General features: G+C 39.0%; 22 protein-coding genes. All 22 read left to right on the top strand.

The features are described from left to right. The first annotated feature begins 12 nt into the window (after nucleotides 1-12). The 22 genes from SUCMO_RS0100760 (at nucleotide 13) to SUCMO_RS0100650 (ending at nucleotide 20,402) form a co-directional block, all read left to right on the top strand. A complete protein-coding gene (locus tag SUCMO_RS0100760; RefSeq protein ID WP_019878466.1) occupies nucleotides 13-2,145 on the top strand; it encodes a hemagglutinin repeat-containing protein in 2,133 nt (710 codons plus the stop codon). Nucleotides 2,146-2,158: 13 nt separating this feature from the next. Beyond that, a complete protein-coding gene (locus tag SUCMO_RS0100755; protein WP_019878465.1) occupies nucleotides 2,159-2,719 on the top strand; it encodes a hypothetical protein in 561 nt (186 codons plus the stop codon). 21 nt (nucleotides 2,720-2,740) lie between these two features. Beyond that, nucleotides 2,741-3,172, top strand: coding sequence for a hypothetical protein (locus tag SUCMO_RS0100750; protein WP_019878464.1), 432 nt, complete (start codon nucleotides 2,741-2,743; stop codon nucleotides 3,170-3,172). A gap of 100 nt (nucleotides 3,173-3,272) precedes the next feature. Continuing rightward, nucleotides 3,273-3,833, top strand: coding sequence for a hypothetical protein (locus SUCMO_RS0100745; RefSeq protein WP_019878463.1), 561 nt, complete (start codon nucleotides 3,273-3,275; stop codon nucleotides 3,831-3,833). Between the two features lie 19 nt (nucleotides 3,834-3,852). Further along, nucleotides 3,853-4,257: a hypothetical protein gene (locus SUCMO_RS0100740; protein WP_019878460.1), complete on the top strand. Its 405-nt coding sequence runs from the start codon at nucleotides 3,853-3,855 to the stop codon at nucleotides 4,255-4,257. Between the two features lie 143 nt (nucleotides 4,258-4,400). After that, the gene (locus tag SUCMO_RS10060) at nucleotides 4,401-6,107 is read left to right on the top strand and encodes a ShlB/FhaC/HecB family hemolysin secretion/activation protein (RefSeq protein WP_019878459.1); all 1,707 of its coding nucleotides are present in this window, start codon (nucleotides 4,401-4,403) and stop codon (nucleotides 6,105-6,107) included. Nucleotides 6,108-6,283: 176 nt separating this feature from the next. Then, on the top strand, nucleotides 6,284-6,472 hold the full coding sequence (locus SUCMO_RS11345; RefSeq protein ID WP_156819217.1) for a hypothetical protein: 189 nt from the start codon (nucleotides 6,284-6,286) through the stop codon (nucleotides 6,470-6,472). Nucleotides 6,473-7,148: 676 nt separating this feature from the next. Beyond that, nucleotides 7,149-8,303, top strand: coding sequence for a pyridoxal-phosphate-dependent aminotransferase family protein (locus SUCMO_RS0100720; RefSeq protein ID WP_019878456.1), 1,155 nt, complete (start codon nucleotides 7,149-7,151; stop codon nucleotides 8,301-8,303). Between the two features lie 18 nt (nucleotides 8,304-8,321). Beyond that, a complete protein-coding gene (locus SUCMO_RS0100715; protein ID WP_019878455.1) occupies nucleotides 8,322-8,972 on the top strand; it encodes a histidine phosphatase family protein in 651 nt (216 codons plus the stop codon). A gap of 125 nt (nucleotides 8,973-9,097) precedes the next feature. Beyond that, nucleotides 9,098-10,348: a C4-dicarboxylate transporter DcuC gene (gene dcuC, locus SUCMO_RS0100710; RefSeq protein ID WP_019878454.1), complete on the top strand. Its 1,251-nt coding sequence runs from the start codon at nucleotides 9,098-9,100 to the stop codon at nucleotides 10,346-10,348. Nucleotides 10,349-10,572: 224 nt separating this feature from the next. After that, entirely contained in the window at nucleotides 10,573-11,277 is a 705-nt protein-coding gene (locus tag SUCMO_RS0100705) for an aspartate/glutamate racemase family protein (protein WP_019878453.1), read from the top strand. 112 nt (nucleotides 11,278-11,389) lie between these two features. After that, on the top strand, nucleotides 11,390-12,577 hold the full coding sequence (locus SUCMO_RS0100700; protein ID WP_033297180.1) for a DUF401 family protein: 1,188 nt from the start codon (nucleotides 11,390-11,392) through the stop codon (nucleotides 12,575-12,577). 182 nt (nucleotides 12,578-12,759) lie between these two features. After that, the gene (rpmE, locus tag SUCMO_RS0100695; RefSeq protein WP_019878451.1) at nucleotides 12,760-12,957 is read left to right on the top strand and encodes a 50S ribosomal protein L31; all 198 of its coding nucleotides are present in this window, start codon (nucleotides 12,760-12,762) and stop codon (nucleotides 12,955-12,957) included. A 105-nt stretch (nucleotides 12,958-13,062) separates the two neighbouring features. Next, on the top strand, nucleotides 13,063-13,971 hold the full coding sequence (locus tag SUCMO_RS0100690) for a DUF1385 domain-containing protein (protein WP_019878450.1): 909 nt from the start codon (nucleotides 13,063-13,065) through the stop codon (nucleotides 13,969-13,971). Between the two features lie 3 nt (nucleotides 13,972-13,974). After that, complete coding sequence (gene prfA, locus SUCMO_RS0100685; protein ID WP_019878449.1) at nucleotides 13,975-15,042, top strand: peptide chain release factor 1; 1,068 nt, start codon at nucleotides 13,975-13,977, stop codon at nucleotides 15,040-15,042. A gap of 1 nt (nucleotide 15,043) precedes the next feature. Then, nucleotides 15,044-15,907 carry a peptide chain release factor N(5)-glutamine methyltransferase gene (gene prmC, locus SUCMO_RS0100680; RefSeq protein ID WP_028953812.1) on the top strand — a complete coding sequence of 288 codons (864 nt, stop codon included), beginning with the start codon at nucleotides 15,044-15,046 and terminating at the stop codon, nucleotides 15,905-15,907. Beyond that, entirely contained in the window at nucleotides 15,908-16,951 is a 1,044-nt protein-coding gene (locus SUCMO_RS0100675; RefSeq protein WP_019878445.1) for an L-threonylcarbamoyladenylate synthase, read from the top strand. A 73-nt stretch (nucleotides 16,952-17,024) separates the two neighbouring features. Continuing rightward, complete coding sequence (gene rpiB / locus SUCMO_RS0100670; RefSeq protein ID WP_019878444.1) at nucleotides 17,025-17,480, top strand: ribose 5-phosphate isomerase B; 456 nt, start codon at nucleotides 17,025-17,027, stop codon at nucleotides 17,478-17,480. Continuing rightward, nucleotides 17,473-18,033: a TIGR01440 family protein gene (locus SUCMO_RS0100665; RefSeq protein WP_019878443.1), complete on the top strand. Its 561-nt coding sequence runs from the start codon at nucleotides 17,473-17,475 to the stop codon at nucleotides 18,031-18,033. Before rpiB ends, SUCMO_RS0100665 begins: the two co-directional genes overlap by 8 nt. Before the next feature lie 30 nt (nucleotides 18,034-18,063). Beyond that, complete coding sequence (locus SUCMO_RS0100660) at nucleotides 18,064-19,314, top strand: serine hydroxymethyltransferase (RefSeq protein WP_019878442.1); 1,251 nt, start codon at nucleotides 18,064-18,066, stop codon at nucleotides 19,312-19,314. 16 nt (nucleotides 19,315-19,330) lie between these two features. After that, on the top strand, nucleotides 19,331-19,957 hold the full coding sequence (upp, locus tag SUCMO_RS0100655) for a uracil phosphoribosyltransferase (protein WP_019878441.1): 627 nt from the start codon (nucleotides 19,331-19,333) through the stop codon (nucleotides 19,955-19,957). Beyond that, nucleotides 19,926-20,402, top strand: coding sequence for a deaminase (locus tag SUCMO_RS0100650; protein WP_051084552.1), 477 nt, complete (start codon nucleotides 19,926-19,928; stop codon nucleotides 20,400-20,402). The genes upp and SUCMO_RS0100650 overlap by 32 nt, the downstream gene beginning before the upstream one ends. Nucleotides 20,403-20,412 lie beyond the last annotated feature (10 nt).

The raw sequence follows: 20,412 nt of genomic DNA, 5'->3' as shown, positions 1-20,412 counted from the left end.
AAATTTCAGATATTGTGTTTTGGTTCAGATAGCAAAGTCCAAGGCTCAGAGTTAAGCGGTAAAAATATTAGTTTAAAAGCCCAAGAAAATATCCAAATCTTAGCAGGCACCAATAGCAATACTAGTAGCAGTAACAGCCAAACTAGTTCGGCAAGTATTGGGGTAGAAGTAGGTGTGGGCGGTATTAGTGGCGTAAATTTAGCCGCAGCCAAACAACAAGGCAAAATCAAAGAAAATGGTACGAGCTATACCGCAAGTCAAATAACTGCAACCGACAAATTAGCACTAGAAACTGGCAAAGACCTACAAGTAATTGGCTCTCAAGCCACAGCAGAGCAAGTACAAGCTAAAGTCGGTGGTAACTTAGAGATAGCTAGTCTACAAACCAAAGAAAGCTATAAAGAAGAAAACCAAGGGGCTTCAATAGGGGTAAGCGCTAAAGTAAAACCTACGGGCAACTTAGGCAAAGGCGCGATCACAGGTGGGGTTAACAAAGGAAAAATCAACTCAGATTATCAAAGTGTAACCGAACAAGCAGGTATTTATGCTGGCCAAGCAGGGTTTGATATCCAAGTTGGCAAGAATACTGATCTAAAAGGTGCAGTAATTGCCAGTGAAGCTACAGCTGAGAAAAACAAATTGTCAACAGGCACATTAAGTTATAGCGATATTGACAATAAAGCGGAATATCAGGCTAGCAGTATGGGCATAAATGTTAATACCAGTGGTGATGCCAAATATAACGAAAAAGGGATAACGCCAGCAATTGGAATTGGGGCAGAAGGTAAAGCCCAATCTACTACTAAAGCAGCAATTGCCCCAGGGACAATAGAAGTTCGAGATAACCCTAACCAAGATTTAAGTAATTTAAGTCGCGATACAAAAGGAAGCTTAAATCAACTAGGGAAAATTTTCGACAAAAAAACTATCCAAGAACGGCAAGAATTAGCCAAGATGTTTGGTGAACTAGCCTATGAACAAGTACATAAACTTTCGGTAAAAGAATTAACGAAAGCCCAAGTTGCTTTAGCAATTGCGCAAGATAAGAAGCCACAAGATGATAAAAAAATAAAAGAACTTCAAGCCCAAGTTGCGGCATGGTCGGAAGGTGGTAGCAATAAAATAGCCCTACATAGCATTGTTGGTGGGGTGATGGCAGACTTGGGTGGGGGCAATGGTTTTGCTGGTGCAGTAGGTGCAGGCTTAAATGAAGCTGTCCAAGACAAATTAAGCAAAACATTTAAAAACAAGCCAGATTTACACCAATGGGCAAGTGCGATAATTGGTGCAACCGCCGCCAAAGTAGTAGGTGGTAATGCCCAAACAGGAGCAAGTACCGCAGCTAGTGGCACGAAGAATAATTATCTAACCCTGGATCAGTATGAAAAACTCCTAGAGGATTGCCAAGCGGTAGCTAATAGAGGCAATGCATTAGAAACTTATTATGAAAACCAAAAAATAGATGCAGCTCAAGAGGCCGCTTGGTTTGCAGCTCATAAAGATGAGAATCCAATAGAAGTTAATGGGGAAAAAGTTTATATTCCGCAACTTGTAGGCGTAGATATCAATGGTAGCAAAGTATATCTTAGCGCAGATGGTGGCAAAATAGTAGTTGATCAGAAAGTTATTGCACCGCAATTTTTGCAAAAAGCATTAAATAATTATAATTATGAAAGTCTGCCCAAAGGCGAACTTTATTATGTAAGTACGGGCGTGAATATAGCTGGATTTGGTGCAACCATAACTTTATCAATAAATTCCGACGGGGATACGTTTCAAGAAGTCAAACTATCCTATGGGAAAGATAAAAAATTTATTGAATTTTCCGGAATTGAAAAAATTATAAATGGAAGGGATTTATCATATGGAGAGGGAAAAATGTTTATAAAAAATCCCAAAAAAAATTTTGATGAAGAAAATGTAGAAGATCGGCTTGAACAGATAAACACATTAATTGGTGTAGGAGTTAGCGGCTCAGCAAATATTACAGTTCTTGATGGAGGTGTAAGTTTAGCAGGAAATGGCAATGTAATAATTACTCGAGGTTATACAGCTTCAGCAAATAATATAACTGGCAGTGTTGGGGCTAATGGCGGAATAACAATAACATCATATATAGGAAATCGTACAGGCAAAGAGCTGTAGGGAGAGACAAATAATGAAAAAAAGTGTTAGGGAGAGATATCCAATACCAGGCACTGGTTCAAGGAAAGGTGCTTGGTGTGTTATTATGATATTTTTAATGGCTCTGTCAATTACGATATTAAAGGCTGAACTAAAAAATATGAATGGGGCAATAGAAAAAGAGGAATTAATATTAAAGGAAGCTAATGTAGTTGGATTTAAACAAATATATAGTCGGCAAATTAAGGGTGTGGATAATTCAGCTAAAATTGAAGCGCAAACGCACTTAGTAGATGGTCAAGATTTTGGCATAATATGTCAACTGTTCAAGATGCATTCCTACTATGGCGGCGGTAGAGAACTAGAGGCAAGATATTATGCGGATAAAACTGAAGCTGAATTTAAAAAAGCATATAAATATGTCCTAGAAACGCACGGTTGGCAACAAGATAGCAATAGTGAAAATGTTTATGTAAAAGGTAAACTGATATTAAGCTATAAATTTGTCGATAATGCTCAATATGAAAAAGTAAAACATCTTAGAGGCAAAACTATAATGAATGTAAAAGTAATTTATGATAATTCTAGAAAATAAAAAAGGTCGAGAGGTTGATAAATGGAAATAATAGTGCAATGGTTTTTTATATTAGGGATACTAAGCTTTTTAAGTAAAATTTATTGGCTCTTTAAAGAATATAAAAACAAAGAAATAGTAGGAGTCCTGAAATGGGCTGCCATATTTTGGGGTTTATCAGGATTGTTAATAGCAATATCAGTATTTCCCAAATCGGAAATTGCTAAAACTATAGGGATTTTTATTTCTAATGATAAAAGATTGTATTTGGAAATTGTAAGAGTAATAGTGTTTGCTCTATCAATAGGCATGACTTTATATGGACAATATATAGTAGCAACGGCTGAAGATGACCAAGAATCCCTTAAGGAGATAAAAAAAGACATAATCGAAATAATTTTCCTAATAATGGTAGGTGTTTTTTTTGTTAAAGTTTTAGGATTTGAGCTTTTTTGGAGGGGAGATACGCCATAGCATTAAATGTTCGAATAGATAATGTTGAAACTCCCTATTAATAACAATAACCTCATATGTGAGAAATGTTGAAGGTAAAGAACTATAGGGGGAGAAAATAATGGGAAAACTTGTTATCGGCGGATATACATTCGCTACCAGAGGATCGTGGAAAATAACTTGTTACGTTTTGGCAGTAGTTTTCACGATAATGTTAGTGTCGACATTAAAGACAGAACTAAAAAATATGAATGGGGCAATAGAAAAAGAGAAATTAATAATAAAGGAAGCAGATTTAGTTGAGTTTAAACAAATATATAGTTTGCAACTTGAGGGTGTGGATAACTCAGCCAAAATTGAAGCGCAAAAGAACTTGGTAGATGGGCGAGATTTTGGCATAGAATGTCAACGATTTAAGATACATTCCTACTATGGCGGGGGTAGAGAACTAGAGGCTATATATTATGCGGATAAAACTGAAGCTGAATTTAAAAAAACATATAAATATGTCCTAGAAGCGCACGGTTGGCAACAAGATAACAATAGTGAAAATGTTTATGTAAAAGGTAAACTGATATTAAGCTATAAATTTGTCGATAATGCTCAATATGAAAAAGTAAAACATCTTAGAGGTAAAACGATAATGAATGTAAAAGTAATTTATGACAATTCTAGAAAATAAAAAAGGAATAGGTGGATAAATGAAAATATATGAAGGCCTTGTATTATTAGGAATCGCTAGTTTTTTGGTTAATAACTTTTGGATATTTAAAGAATATAAAAATAAAGAAATCGGTGTAATCGTAAAGATAGGGACTTTTTTATGGAGTTTGTCAGGATTGTTCTTGGCAGTAGAGGTATTGTTAAAGTTGGAGTATGCAAGAACGTTAGGGCTGGTTATTCCTACAGATAGCATGTGGGCAATAGAAGTTATAAGAACAATAGTATTTGTGTTAGCAATAGGTAGCACTTTGTATGGACAATATAAGTTAGCCATAGTCGAAGATAATCAAGAAGCGCTTAAGAAAATAAAAACTGAGACAAAGGGAATAATTACATTGCTAATTGGCGTAACCTTGTTGATGAAGTTTTTTGGCAGATTTTAACATGGGGGCTAGTAAAGGGAAATAGGTGAAAAAACATTGTTTCAGTTGCAATATTGGTTTTTTAGAAATTTGGCTTAGATGAAAATGCGATATAACTAAGGCAAGATAAGCGTGTTAGATAAAAAAATAAATGGAGAAAAACTGTGGGAATAAAAACAGTATTAATAGTTTTGGGGCTACTAATTGCGGGAGCTAGTAGTTGTATAGCCGCGCCTAGTACGAACGACGTGGCTACTCAAGAAATATTACGCAATAAAATTGAGCGGCAACAAGAATTAAAAAGGCAACAAGAAGAAGAGCAAAAGCGATTACAAGAGCCACAAGTGAATTTACAAAAGTCAAAGGCAGATATTGAAAGTTTGCAATTTCCTGAAGAAAAGATCATGTTTCCAGTCAACAAAATAGTAATAACTGGCGAACAAGCTAGGAAATTCGCTTGGTTAGAAAAAGATTTGCAAAAGTATGTAAATAGGAAATTAGGGGTACAGGGCATAAATATTTTAGCTAAATATGCTCAAGATAAAATAATGGGCAGAGGTTTTGTTACAAGTAAAATCGTAGTGCCAGAGCAAGATTTAAGTACAGGCAGGCTAGAGCTACAGTTAATTGCTGGGAAAATAAGCAAAATTCGTTTTGACCAGGAACAACAAGCGGGAACTTGGAGAAATGCGTTTCCAACTAAAGCAGGCAAAATTTTAAATGTGCGAGATTTAGAACAAGGTTTAGAACAAATGAAGCGGGTACCCAATCAAGATGTAAAAATGCAACTAGTACCCGCAGCAAAGTTAGGTGACACTGAGGTAGTAATACAGGTAACACGCAGTAAGCCTTGGAGTATAGCGGTTTCGCTAGATGATGCAGGTTTAGAACATATGGGAAGAATGCAGGCAACTAGTAGCTTTAACTTATATAATCCAAGCGGACTAAATGATGTGTTAAGTTATAGCCTAAATGATTATTACTTCAAAGAACAAATACCTACGGCTAGCAATAAAGGCTATAGCTTGTATTACAGCATACCTTATGGCAATTATAGTTTGAGCATCAATAAATATCAAAATCGGTATCATCAACGGGTAAATAATTTAACGCCCTTTATTTCTAGTGGTAAATCAGATACCTTAGAAATTGAATTAAAACGGTTGTTATATCGCGATCAAGTGCGTAAATACCAAGGGTTTGTTAAAATTATTCAAAAAGATCGCCATAGTTATATAAATGATACAGAAATAGGGGTACAAAGACAAGAAACTACAGCATATCAATTAGGGGTGCAACATCGGCAATATATTGGCGAAAGCACGCTAGATACGATAATTTATTATCAAAAAGGTGTGCCTTGGTTTGGTGCGGCACCAGGTTTGACGGATACTGAAGCTGGGAAACTGACAACGCGTTATAGTTTGTGGTCAGCAAGTCTAAATCTAGCTAAGCCTTTGAAATTAGGGAAAGTAAAAGGTCGCTATAATTTAAATATCAAGGGGCAATACACCAAAGATGCGCTGTATAGCAGTGAACAAATTAGTATTGGTGGTAGATATAGCGTAAGAGGATTTGATGGTGAACAAAGTTTGCTGGCTGAAAATGGAATAATAATAAGAAATGAAATAAGCATACCTCTAGCAAATAGTAGTCTAGAGCCATATATTGGTTTAGATTGTGGTAGAGTATGGGGGGCGGCCTCAGAGTATTTGCTAGGCAACAGTTTGATGGGCACAGTAGTAGGGATAAGAGGCACAGTTGGAAAAAACATCAGTTATGATGCCTTTATCGGTGCGCCCTTGCACAAACCTAAAGGTTTTAAAACCGCAAAAACAGCATTAGGATTTCAAATTACTTGTCAAATATAAAAATAGCCCTAACAGATTTTTGTTAGGGCCATTTTTATAGACGTGATAGGTGGCTGAATAGTTTTGTGAGAGAAAATATTAGTGCTAATTCTAGAAAATAAAAAGCTGGAATTAGACTTTGAAAGAAAAACTATAAAATCAAGCTTTTTATTTTAGAAAGATTAGAGGGACATTTAATGTTTGGATATTTTATCTGTATAGGAGCGGTAGTAATGTTGGTGTTACTGGCAAAAGAAACTATAACCAAAGATGAAGCTGGGGTTTGGGGAGCGATTTCAATGAGTGCGCTAATGATTATGGTGCTTAGGTCAGAACTTGAAAAAAATATTATCATGAAAAAAAATATTTATGGAGTTTGGTTTTAGGCACAAGTCTACTTTTAACATTTTATGTAATAATGGGATTTGTATGTATAAATTATGTAGAATTTAAGTTATATCACCTAGTTATATTTTCTATTGGTGCACCATTGATGAGTTACGGAAGAAAAAGATTAGCTTTTTTAAAGTTAGAAGAAGATAAAACAAATGAAGAACTAATAGCATCATATAAAAAATTATCGTCAAATTTAATAGGATCATTTTTAATTCCCTGTGCTACGATAGCGCTGTATTTACTTTTGTATGTATTTTAATTAATAGAATTTGAGGGCAGGTTTTAACATGGGGGCTAGTAAAGGGGAATAGGTAAAAAACATGAAAAAAAGCTTTATAGTACCAGCAATAGGAATAATTTGCGGTTTGAGTTATCATATGGTTAAAAATTGGTCGAGAGATGGGGAAAGGTATAGGCAACACTCAAAAATATTTCGCTGGGGCTATATAATCGGGATAATATACTTTTCGATTGCCTAATTATTTAACAAAATTATTGACTTTGGTTTGTTTCTAGGATATAATTTTCTCTAAAAGTTAACACTTTGACAAATTGGAGAGCTGCTTTATCCATAAACGTAATTATTGCGGGCCGCAAGTATGCGGTCTATTTGTTTATTATGGTGCTACCTAAAAAGTGAATTATTTCAGAGGGGGATTTTTAAAAATGTTAAACAAAAAATATTTGATGGTTCCAGGGCCTACGCCAGTTCCAGAGCGGGTCTTAAATGCGATGAATGTACCGATGATTAATCATCGGGGTGTGGCTTATGAAGGGTTGTTTAAAAGTGTAGTTCAAGATTTGAAAAAAGTTTTTAATACGCAAGCAGATATATTATTGTATCCCGCAGCAGGTACGGGCGCGATGGAAGCTAGTATTGTTAATTTATTTAGTGCTGGCGATAAAGTTTTAGTTGTGAGTATTGGGGTATTTGGGGATCGTTTGGCAGAAATTGCCACTAGTTATGGTTTGGATGTTGAAAAACTATCTTTTGAACCTGGTCAAGCTATTGCCGCTGAAAAACTAGCGATGCGTTTGCAAGCAGATATTAATAAGGAAATCAAAGGAATTCTGCTAACTCATAATGAAACTAGTACAGGGGTTACTAATGATATTGAAAATGTAATTAAAGTGTGTGGGCAACATCCAGCTTTGAAAGTGGTTGATGCAGTTAGTGCTTTAGGGGCAATTCCGATGCAGATGGATAAATGGGGCATTGATGTGGTGTTTACGGGTTCGCAAAAAGCCTTGATGATTCCCCCAGGTATTGGTTTAGTCGCTTTTGGGGCAAGAGCTTGGGCGGCATATGCTCAAAGTACGTTACCGAAATACTACTGGGATGCGCAAAAGGTGAAAAAATCTTTAGAAAAATGGCAAAATCCCTATACGCCACCAGTGAGCTTGATTTTTGGGTTGCGCGAGTCGTTAAATATGATTTTTGAAGAAGGGCTAGAGAATATTGCTAAACGCCATGAACTATTGGCTAAAGCGGTACGGGCGGCAGTTAAAGCTTTGGGCTTGGAGTTGTTAGCTGATGAAAGTGTTTCCTCTAGTGTAGTTACGGCGATTAAAGCTCCTGCCAATGTTTCGGCGAAAGATATTCAAAAACATTTGCGTGAAGTTTACGGAATTACCGTTGCGGGGGGGCAAAAAACTTTAGAGGGTAAAATTTTCCGGATTGGTCATTTAGGTTATGCAAGTATGGCCGATGTCTTTGTAGTAATTAGTATGCTCGAGATGACTTTGCAGACTTTAGGTGTAGCAGTGAATTTAGGGGCGGGCGTAAAGGCGGCGCAAGAGGTGTTTTTGCAGGCTCAATAAGAAGTTTAGGGGGTTAAAATGGCTAAATGTAGAATAATTTTGGTGCGGCACGGCGAAACTGACTGGAATCGTGAGGGTCGTTATCAAGGGCAAGTAGATACGGATTTGAGTGAACGGGGCTTAGCCCAAGGTCGACTATTAGCACAAGCTTTGCAAGTTGTACCTTTGGATGCAGTTTATGCTAGTCAATTGAAACGGGCCTATATGACCGCTGATTTTTGCGCGCAATTGCAAGGCAAAACCGTGCAAATAGATGAGCGTTTGCAAGAAATTGCTCACGGTGAGTGGGAAGGGTTGCTTGCAGAAGAAGTGCAGGGCAAATATGGTGAGCTGTTAAAGCTTTGGCAAACTAAACCAGCGCAAGTGTTGATGCCTGGGGGTGAAAGTCTCGAGTTGATTGCCAAGCGGAGTTGGCAGGCGCTAAATGAGATTGCGCAGGCTAATTTGGATAAAACAGTACTCGTTGCGGCGCATGATGCGATTAATAAGGTCTTGGTTGCGCAAATTCTGGGTGCTCCATTAGATGCTTTTTGGCAAATTAAGCAGGATAATACTTGCATAAATGTACTGGAATATAACGAAAGCGAACAACTTTGGAAAATAGTACTTTTGAACTATACGGCGCATATGGGCATGTTATATAGTGATATCCAGCAAAAAGGTTTGTGAGAATAAGCAGAAATAAACATTAAAAAAACATAATTGTAAACAGGAATTTTCCTAAACTGTGTCGAACTTATTAAATTGTCTTAATATTATTATAAATAATAAAAAATTATTAGGAGGTGTATTTAATGGTTTGGCTAGGTGGGTTAATTGTTTTGTTGACGTTCGCAGGAATTGTTAAAAAGTATGAAACGCGGATGGTGCTAATTGCTGGTGGTTTACTAATGTGTATTGTTTCTGGCAAAATAGGTGCTGCCGTAACCTCGTTTACGACTAGCATGGTGAATCCTGGTTTGGTAACAGTAATTTGTATAGTTTATGGATTTTCCGTGGTTATGAAGTGGACTAAATGTGATGCGCATATGGTGCATCTAATTGTAAAACCTTTAAATAGCGTCAAGGCAATTATGATTCCAGGGACAATTGTAATTACTTGGTTGATTTGCATTGCGCTTCCAAGTGCTGCGGGTTGTGCTGCGGCGGTTGGTTCGATTTTAATTCCCGCACTTATGTCGGCTGGTGTGCATCCAGCTATAGCGGCCGGTTCAGTTATGTTAGGTACTTGGGGTGGAGTGCTTAGCCCTGGTGGTTCACATAATGCTTTTATGGCCAAAATGGTAAATACTGATGTAATGAGCATCATTGCGGTGCATACGGTGCCAGCAATTATTGGCGCGCTAGTGTCAATTGTGGTATTTACAGCTTTGGCTATTTACCGTAAAGAACATATGGGTTTTCATTCAGAAAATGAAATTAAAGATGATGATGGTTTTAAAGTTAATTATCTGTGGGCGATTATTCCAATATTGCCATTGATTTTATTAGTTTTAGGTAGTAAACAAGTTGGGGTTTTACCAGCAATTAGTGTACCACAAGCCATGCTTTTAGGGGTAATAATTGCGATGGCTGTGACACGCCAAAACCCAGGTGAGATTACTAAACAATTTTTCGGGGGTATGGGTGAAGCTTTTGGTAGCATTATCGGGATTATTATTGCTGCGGGTGTGTTTACTGCGGGGATGAAAGCTATTGGCTTAACTGATGCTTTGATTGTTGCCATGAAAAATTCGCAAAGTATTGCTAAAGTAGCAGCAAGCTATGGTCCATTTATTATTGCGATCTTAGGTGGTTCTGGTGATGCGGCAACTTTGGCCTTTAATGGTGCAATTACGCCACATGCTAAATCTTTTGGGATGGGTGTAGCCCAAATGGGTTCTTTGGCACAATTAAGTGGGGCACTGGGCAGAACGATGTCTCCAGTTGCAGGCGCGGCAATTGTGTGTGCACAAATTGCTAAAGTTAATCCAATGGAAATGTCCAAACGGACTGCGTTACCAATGGTGGTAACGGCTACCGTGATTATGTTTTTACTTAGTTAGTAGTTGACAGAAATTAAATTTGAAAGCTAGCTAGTTGCCAGCGTTAGATCTGGGTTTGTCTAAAATTAAATAGTTGTTTTTTGAGGATAAGTTAAGGTCTAGTAGACTACAATTACATAGTTTTCAAGTTCAGCCACAAGCAGTTTTTAGTTAATTACTAAAAACTCGCTTGTGGCTTTATTCATTATAATGTATACGCAGAGGATAAAAGGAGTATTGTAAATATGGGCTATCATTTAAATGGGAATAAATTAGGGGTGTTAGGGGGAATGGGGCCAGCGGCAGCAGCAGAATTTTTACGCTTGCTAGCGGTTAAGGCGCCAGCGAGTAATGACAGTGAACACCCAGTAGTATATATGGTTGGAGATACGCAAATTCCCGACCGTAGTACCGCTATTTTGGGTAAAGGTGTTTGTCCACAAGCGCAAATTAGAGCGGACTTAGAACTATTGGTTTCGTTGGGGGCTGACATATTGGCAGTGCCATGCAATAGTGCACATTATTTTATTGATCGTTTTCAGCAGCCCTTGTCGAAAAAACTAGTTCATATTGTAGAAGAAACGGTATTAGCTACTAAAAAGGCTAGTCCGGCAGGCGCATGGATGTTATCAACTTTGGGAACTTTGCAAAGCGGTTTATATCAAAAATATGCCGATAAACATAATCTTAAATTGTTTTTGCCGAATGCCGTACAGGCAGAGCAGGCGCAAAGCTGTATTCACTTAATTAAAGCAAATGAATTTCGTCAAGCGGCTGAGCGCATGGAGAACCTAGTGCAAGAACTTTGGCAGAAGCAGGATTTGTTAATTATGACAGCCTGTACGGAATTACCGTTAGCTTATGCAGCCAGTAATTTAGATAAAAACCGAGAAGTTTCTAGTCTGGGGGCTTTGGCAGACGCTTGTGTGCGTCAATTGTACAGTTGCTAAAAAAGCTGTTTTTTCCCTTGTAATTATAAAAATAATGTTTATAATTAAATGTTACGAGAGAGATTACAAGGGGTGAAGGACAATTAACGTTTTTTTTAATATTTTTGTGGCGATGTTTTTAATTTTGTTTGTTTTGCGCAAACGCCAACCAATTGGGCTGGCGATGTTAGCGGGTGGCCTAAGTGTCTGGCTACTTACTGGTGGTCAAGTTGAAATTTTGACTAAATCGCTAAGTACGGTTGCGACTATGCCCCGCACTTACGAATTGATTTTTGCTTTGTATTTTGTCATGTGTCTAGAACTACAGTTAAGGTTGAGTGGCACCTTAGATGGGTTAATGAGTGCTTTGCAACATTGGTTTAAAAGTGAGCGGTTAACTTTGGTATTAATGCCCGCTTTTTTAGGCTTGTTACCATCTTTGGGTGGGGCACGTTTTTCGGCGCCGATGGTGGAAAATGTGGGCAATAAAATTGCCTTAGATGCTCAAGGAAAAACGGTAATAAATTTTTGGTTTCGGCATGTGGTAGAATATATTAATCCGATTAATCCGGGCTTGATTTTGGCTAGTGCCATTAGCATGATTCCCTTAAGTAAATTAATTGGCAGTATGTACTGGGTTTCTTTAGCGGCAATTGCCGTAGGTTGGGTTTGTTGTATTCCACGCCAAAAGTCCATCCCAACTGTGCAGGCAGAGGTTTTAACGCCCCAAGAAAATAAGCAAGATGTAAAAGAAGTGAGCTTGGCGTTAGCGCCGGTAGTCTTAAATTTTATTTTGATTGTGTTTTTTTATGTTAATCCTGCAATCGCTATGGGTGTGATAACCTTAGGCATGTTTTTGGTATTGCGTTTTGTCGGGCGGCCGGTAAATGTTTTTCAGGTGTTAACAGAAGCGTTTGACAAAAAATTAATTTTAAATGTGATGAGTATTATCTTTTTTATTCAAATTTTAACTTATACTAAAACTCTTGAAGAAGTTGTACGGGTGTTAAGTAATTCGCCGTTGCCGATTGCGATGGTGGTGGGAATTATTTCGCTCTTGATTGGAGTATTAACGGGGATTTCTCAAGGGCATGTGGCGATGGTAATGCCACTGGTGGCGGCGATTGCCCCACAAGATATTAAATTGGCAAGTCTAGCCTTAGTGCTGGGTGTTGCTGGGCAAATGATTACCCCGACGCATTTATGTTTTATTGTGACTTTAGATTATTTTAAGGCGGATTTTTTCAAGGCCTTGCGCCCGGTATTTGTGATGCAGACGCTGGTAGTGACAATTTTTTTGCTGGGTTGGAGCTTTATGTAAAAAACCTTGCAATATTGTCAAATTTAATATACAATAAAAAGCTGTATACACTTGCGTAGCGAATTTTCCTATGCTATAATTAACATGGTTTTTCAGACACATGATTAATACCTAGAATAGATGAACACATCTTACTAGGCATAATATTTTAGTCTATATGTAAAGTGAGGTGCAAAAAGTCAATGAAAGAAAAAATTCATCCAAAGTATGAAGCTTGTAAAGTTTCTTGCGCATGCGGTAATACTTTCGAAAGTGGTTCGGTGCAAAAGGAATTGAAGGTAGATGTATGCTCTGCATGCCATCCATTTTATACTGGTCAACAACGTACTGCAGCAGCGCGTGGTCGTATAGAACAATTCAACAAGCGTTATGGTAAATAATAAAACCGAATGATTAATAGCAAAACAGACAGCAGAGCTTAATATGGGCTCTGCTTTGTTTGTATATATAAGGAAGAAAAAGGGAAACCTTGGAGGTGAAATAGCGTGCAAGATAAACCAGTTGTAGGTGGACAGGCAGTAATTGAAGGGGTAATGATGCGTGGCTTTGGTAATATGGCCATGGCTGTACGGCAACCCAATGGGGAAATCGCTATTGAACAACAACCTTTAAATAGTTTGACAGATAAATACCCCATATTAAAACAACCACTATTAAGGGGTATGGTGGCTTTGGGTGAGGCACTAGTTTATGGGATGAAGGCTTTGTCTAACTCTGCACAATTAGCAGGTGAAGAAGAGGAAGAACTGAGTGATCGTGAAATGCTAGTAACAATGTTTACGTCGATTTTATTGGCGATTGGGCTATTTATTGTGTTGCCAACTTTTATTGCAAAATTTTTAAAGAGTTATACCGAGAATTTAATGTTATTAAATTTATTGGAAGGTTTGATTCGACTGACATTTTTTGTAATTTATGTAGCGGTAATCTCGCGAGTGCGTGATATTCAGCGAGTATTTGAATATCACGGCGCGGAGCACAAAACTATTCATGCTTATGAGGCGGGCGTGCCTTTGGAGGTTGAATATGTGCGTCCCTTTAGTACTTTGCATCCGCGTTGTGGAACGAGTTTTTTATTAATCGTGATGTTAGTGAGCATGGTAGTATTTAGTTTTATGGGTTGGCCAGATATTTGGCAACGGATTGGTTCGAGAATTTTATTAATGCCGCTTATCGCAGGGATTAGTTATGAAATAATTCGTTATGCGGGGCGTAATGCTCAAAGTAGCTTGGTAAGTGTGTTGATTGTGCCAGGTCTGCTATTGCAAAAACTTACGACTAGAGAACCAGATGGCGAACAAATTGAAGTTGCGATTAAAGCTTTGCAAGCAGTGTTGCCAGCAGCAGTAAGTGTTGAACAAGAACAAGAAATTGAAATTATAGAGGGGAAGTAAGAGATGTTAGGAAAATTACAGGCTATTGAAGATAAATTTTTAGATTTAGAAAGTAAAATCAGTGATCCGAGTATTATTGCTAATCAAACCGAGTGGCAAAAGTTAACGCGGACCCATGCTAAGTTAAGTGAAATAGTAGAAGTTTTTCGTGAATATAAGCAAGTACGCCATCATATTGATGATGCTAAAGAAATGCAAGCGGCAACTAATGATCATGAAATGTTAGAGATGATTAAAGCGGAATTAGAAGAATTGCAACCGCAGGTAGAACCATTAGAGCATAAGTTGAAAATTTTATTGCTCCCTAAAGACCCTAATGATGATAAAAATATTATTGTCGAAATTCGTGGTGGTGCAGGTGGCGATGAGGCTGCTTTATTTGCCGGGGTACTATTTAGAATGTATACGCGCTTTGCCGAAGATCGAGGTTGGAAAGTAGAAATGTTAGATTCTAATCCTACTGGCTTAGGCGGTTTTAAAGAAGTAGTTTTTATGATTAAAGGTTTTGGCGCATACAGTGTATTTAAATATGAAAGTGGCGTACACCGTGTACAACGGGTACCTGAGACGGAGTCTAGCGGACGCATTCACACCTCGACGGTAACGGTGGCCGTACTCCCAGAAGCCGAAGAAGTAGATGTATATATTAATCCTAATGATTTACGGATTGATACATATTGTGCCTCAGGCGCTGGCGGGCAGCACGTTAATAAAACCGAGTCGGCGGTGCGGATTACGCATATTCCAACTGGCGTAGTAGTACAATGCCAAGATGAAAAATCACAACTACAAAATCGGGAAAAATGTATGGTGATGTTGCGGGCGAAACTTTTAGAACTAGCAGAAGAAGAGCAACGCAAAAACACCGCTCAAGATCGGAAAAGTCAAGTAGGTACTGGCGATAGAAGTGAACGAATTCGTACTTATAATTACCCGCAAGGACGAGTAACGGATCATCGTATTGGCCTAACTTTACATAAGTTAGAAGCGGTGGTAAATGGAGATTTACAGGAGTTAATCGATGCTTTGATTACTGTTGACCAAAGTGAAAGATTACAACAAATGCAATAAAATGAATAGTGAAAAAGAAATTTGGACGATAATTAAAATTTTAAAGTGGACGGAAGAATTTTTTCAACAAAAAAATATTCCTAGTGCACGCTTAGATGCCGAAATTTTGCTAGCGAAGGTGTTGGGCTATGAACGCATTCAACTCTATGTGCGCTATGAACAGCCTTTGACCAAAGCAGAGCTGAGTCAGTATCGGGAAATGGTTGTCAAAAGAGCAAAAGGTTGCCCGGTGGCCTATATTTTAGGGACAAAACAGTTTATGCATTTTGAACTAAAAGTTAATGAGGCAGTTTTAATCCCGCGTCCGGAGACGGAGCTGCTGGTTGAAGGCGTGTTACAGTTACCGCTGGCGACCCCTGACGCAGTGCAGGTTTTAGATTTATGCACGGGTAGTGGTGCAATTGGCATCGCTTTGGCCATGTATCGCCCCACTTGGCAAATTACCAGTTCGGATATTTCGGTGGCCGCTTTACAGGTAGCTAAGGAAAATGCGACTACTTATCAATTAAACGAGCGCATGAACTTTATTGAGTCGGATTTATTTCAGTCTATTCCGCAAGCAGACTATCAAATAATTGTGGCGAATCCGCCGTATATTGCCCTAAAAGATAAAGCTAGTTTAAGTCGGGAAGTTCTACAAGAGCCAGAGCAGGCTTTGTTTGCTCCGCAAGAGGGACTAGCGCTGTATGCTAGATTAGCGCAGGAAGCGGCCAGATATTTGGCGCCTCAGGGCTGGATAGCTTTGGAGTATGGGCAAGGTCAAGCGGCCGCAATTGTGGATTTGTTTAAAGCGGCTGGTTATCATAAATTTGAAATTCGCGCCGATTATGCGGGAATTGAAAGAATGTTGTTTATACAAAGGTAGATGATTTTTATTAAAACGCAAATTTTAACAAATAGTAGTGCGGATTTAGCATGCGCCGCGCAGTTGATTAGACAGGGGGAGTTAGTAGCTTTTCCGACGGAAACAGTTTATGGTTTAGGTGCGAATGCTTTAGATGCTACGGCAGTTCAAAAAATATTTGCGGCTAAAGGTCGGCCTGCGGACAATCCATTAATTATTCATATCGCCCAAGTCGCTGATTATGCAAGTTTTGCTAGGGAAATTAATCCCAAGGCTCAAGCTTTGATTGATAATTTTTGTCCTGGTCCCTTGACTTTGGTTTTACCTAAGGCGGCAGGTTTGCCCGATAATGTTACCGCAGGGCTAGATAGTGTGGCGATTCGGATGCCTAGTTTAAAGCTGGCCCAGCAGTTAATCGAACTGGCTGGAGTGCCGATTGCGGCACCATCGGCGAATACTTCGGGGCGCCCTAGTCCAACTTGTGGGACGGATGTGCTAGAAGATTTACAAAACAAAATTGCGGCTATTATTATGGCCGATAGTAGCGCCATTGGTTTAGAGTCTACGGTGGTAGATTGCACGACCGCACAGCCTAAGTTATTGCGCCCAGGGGGGATAACTCTGGCAATGCTCGAAGAAATTGTGGGAGCGGTGGCGGTAGATGCTAGCATTCAAACTTTTGTGCCAGTAGCTACGCCTAAATCCCCTGGGATGAAATACAAGCATTATGCACCACAAGCTAAAATGTCTATTTGGGAAGAATTGACAAATGCGGAAATTATTGAATTTATCCGCGCAAATTTAGCGCATAAACCAGAAGTTGGCTTATTGTTAAGTGCCGAAGTAGCTGAAAAACTAGGGGCAGTAGCCTGTCAGGTGCAGGTCTGGGGTAAACTTAGCGAGACTGAAAAATTAGCGGCAAAGTTGTATGCAGTGTTACGCCAATTTGATCGCGCGCAAGTGAGTGAAATTTATGCGCAAGGGGTGCCAGTAACAGGACTTGGTTTGGCGATTATGAATCGGATGCGTAAGTCGGCGGCTTTCAATATTATTAAGAAAATATAAGTAGAACTCGAACTAAGAAAAATTATGTGTTAAAATATAGACGGTAAAAAACACAAGCTTGGAGATGATAGTAATGAAAATAGCTATAGGTTCTGACCATGGCGGTTTGAATTTAAAAACAGCTATGAAGGAAGTTTTAGTAGCAGCAGGTGTGGAAGTGCTGGATTGTGGCACGCATACCATAGTTTCGGTAGATTATCCTGATATTGCGCAGCAAGTAGCTACGGCGGTTACTAGTGGGGTAGCGGAACGGGGAATTTTAATTTGTGGCACAGGGATTGGCATGAGTATTGCCGCCAATAAAATTGATGGAATTCGAGCTGCTTTATGTACCGATGTATTTTCGGCTTTAATGAGTCGCGAACATAATGATGCTAATATTTTAGTGCTTGGGGAACGGGTTACTGGTGTTGGGCATGCTGGTTTGATTGTCCAAACTTGGTTGACTGGCGAATTTCAACAAGGTAGACATAGTCAAAGAATTGAAAAAATAATGGCTTTAGAAGCAGGTTGTGATAAAATTGGCTAGCCGGGATTTATTAGAGCAATTAAAACTACAAACGGAACAATTGCTTAAAGAGTTTTTTGCTAAGGTGTGTATGCCTCAAGAGAGTATTTTGGTTGTTGGCTGTAGTACTAGTGAAGTACTCGGGCAGCATATTGGACAGGGTGGAACAATCCAAGTTGCGCAGGTTATTTTAAGTTCGCTACTTACTAGCGTTCAAGAGCGCAATATTTTTTTGGCTATTCAATGTTGTGAACATTTAAATAGAGCTTTAGTTGTAGAAAAGAACTGTCAAATGCGGTATAATCTAGAACAGGTTAGTGCTTATCCAATAGCAACAGCTGGTGGAAGCATGGCGGCTTGTGCAATGCAACTTTATAAACAGCCAGTGCTGGTAGAAAGTATTCAGGCACAGGCGGGGATTGATATTGGGCAGACTTTAATTGGGATGCATTTGCAAAAAGTTGCAGTGCCAATCCGATTAGAAATTACTAAAATTGGTCAAGCGCAGTTAACGTGTGCTTATACGCGTCCGAAATTGATCGGCGGGCCAAGAGCAGTATATTCACCACAATAATTTAAGCGATAATTTATGGAGGGAAGACACATGACATTAAAAAAATTTGATCCTGAAATTGCTCAAGCAATACAAGCTGAATTAGGCAGACAAAGAGATAAAATTGAGCTAATTGCTTCGGAAAACTTTGTAAGTGTGCCAGTCCTCGAAGCTTTAGGCAGTGTGCTTACTAATAAATATGCCGAGGGTTATCCAGGTAAAAGATACTATGGTGGTTGTGAGCATGTAGATGTGGTGGAGAGTTTAGCTATTGCTAGAGCCAAAGAATTATTTGGTGCCGAACACGCTAATGTGCAACCTCATTCGGGTGCACAAGCTAATACCGCGGTGTATTTTGCTTTTTTAAAACCTGGAGATACAATTTTAGGGATGAATTTGGCTCATGGTGGTCACTTAACCCATGGTAGTCCAGTAAATATCTCGGGTAGTTATTTTAATATTGTGCCTTATGGTGTAGATGAAACTACGCATAGAATAAATTATGCAGAGTTGCGGGAGTTGGCAATTGCTAATAAACCGAAGATGATTGTAGCTGGCGCTAGTGCTTATGCGCGCATCATTGATTTTGCACAAATAGCAGCAATTGCTAAAGAAGTTGGCGCGATGTTTATGGTAGATATGGCGCATATTGCTGGTTTAGTTGCGGCAGGTTTGCATCCTAATCCAGTTGAATATGCTGATATTGTTACGACCACTACGCATAAAACTTTGCGCGGTCCACGCGGCGGGATGATTTTGTGTAAGCAAGAGTATGCGCAAAAAATAGATAAGGCGATTTTCCCTGGTATTCAAGGCGGGCCATTGATGCATGCCATTGCGGCTAAGGCAGTAGCTTTTAAAGAAGCTTTGCAACCAGAGTTTAAGCAATATCAACAACAAATTATAAAAAATGCCCAAGCTTTAGCGCAAGCTTTAATCGCTGAAGGGTTTACTTTGGTTTCGGGTGGAACAGATAACCACTTGTTATTAGTAGATGTGCGCGGGCAAAATCTCACTGGTAAAGTAGCGGAACATTTATTAGATGAAGTTGGCGTAACTACCAATAAAAACACAATTCCTTTTGACCCAGCAAGTCCTTTTGTAACTAGCGGGGTAAGAATTGGTACGCCAGCGGTAACTACGCGTGGCCTAGTGGAAGTTGATATGCAAGAAATTGCTAAAATTATTGGCTTGGTGCTAAAAAACCCGGAAGATGCGGCGGCTAAGCAAGAAGCGATTGCTAGAGTTGCGGCTTTGTGTGCGAAATATCCTATGTATGTGGGTTTAACTGAAGAAAAATAAGAGGAGGGATTGCTAAATGGGAGTACATATTGTCGACCATCCATTAATCCAACATAAGTTAACTTTAATTCGTGATGAAAAAACGGGCACGAAAGATTTTCGGGAAATGCTCGAAGAAATTGCTACTTTGATGGCTTACGAAATTACTCGTAATCTGCCCTTAGAAGATTTCAAGGTTAAAACTCCAGTAGCAGAATGTACTGGTAAAATTTTAGTGGGTCGCAAAGTTGGGGTAGTGCCAATTCTAAGAGCTGGCTTAGGCATGTTAGGTGGGGTTTTAAACTTAATTCCTAATGCGAAAGTAGGTCATATTGGTTTATATCGCGATCCAGAAACTTTAAAACCGGTAGAATATTATTGTAAATTGCCAGCTGATGCGACAGAAAGAGAATTTATTTTGGTGGATCCGATGTTGGCAACAGGCTATTCTTCTGTAGCGGCAGTAGACATTTTAAAGCGCAAAGGTGCGAAAAATATCAAATTGATGTGTTTGGTAGCTGCCCCTGAGGGCGTAGCGGTAATGCAAGAACGTCATCCTGATGTAGATATCTATACGGCAGCTGTAGATGATTATCTCGATGATCATGGTTATATAGTACCAGGCTTGGGTGATGCAGGAGATCGGATTTTTGGAACAAAATAATACGCGTCCCGATTGGGATAGTTATTTTATGCAAATTGCTCAAGTTGTAGCTACTCGTTCGACTTGTATCCGTCGGCAGGTAGGGGCTTTAATTGTTAAAGACAATAATATTTTGGCCACTGGCTATAATGGAGTTCCGAAGGGGCTAGAGCATTGTGCTCAGGTTGGTTGTATAAGAGCGCAATTAGGCGTTCCCTCGGGAGAACGACACGAATTATGCCGTGGCTTACATGCTGAGCAAAATGCGATTATTCAAGCTGCAGTGCATGGCACAAAAATTGCGGGTGGGACTTTGTATTGTACCCATCAACCTTGTGTGGTTTGTACGAAAATGATTATTAATGCAGGTATTGAAAAAGTGATTATTGCCAACAACTATCCAGATAAATTGGCGGAAGAAATGCTATGTGCGGCCAAGGTGAAAATTGTTCGCTGGGAAAAATAAAAAATAAAAA

It is taken from the genome of Succinispira mobilis DSM 6222 (genome assembly GCF_000384135.1).
GTDB lineage: Bacteria > Bacillota > Negativicutes > Acidaminococcales > Succinispiraceae > Succinispira > Succinispira mobilis.
Note: the sequence above shows the minus strand (reverse complement) of the source record. Positions and strands in the feature narration are given on the sequence as shown.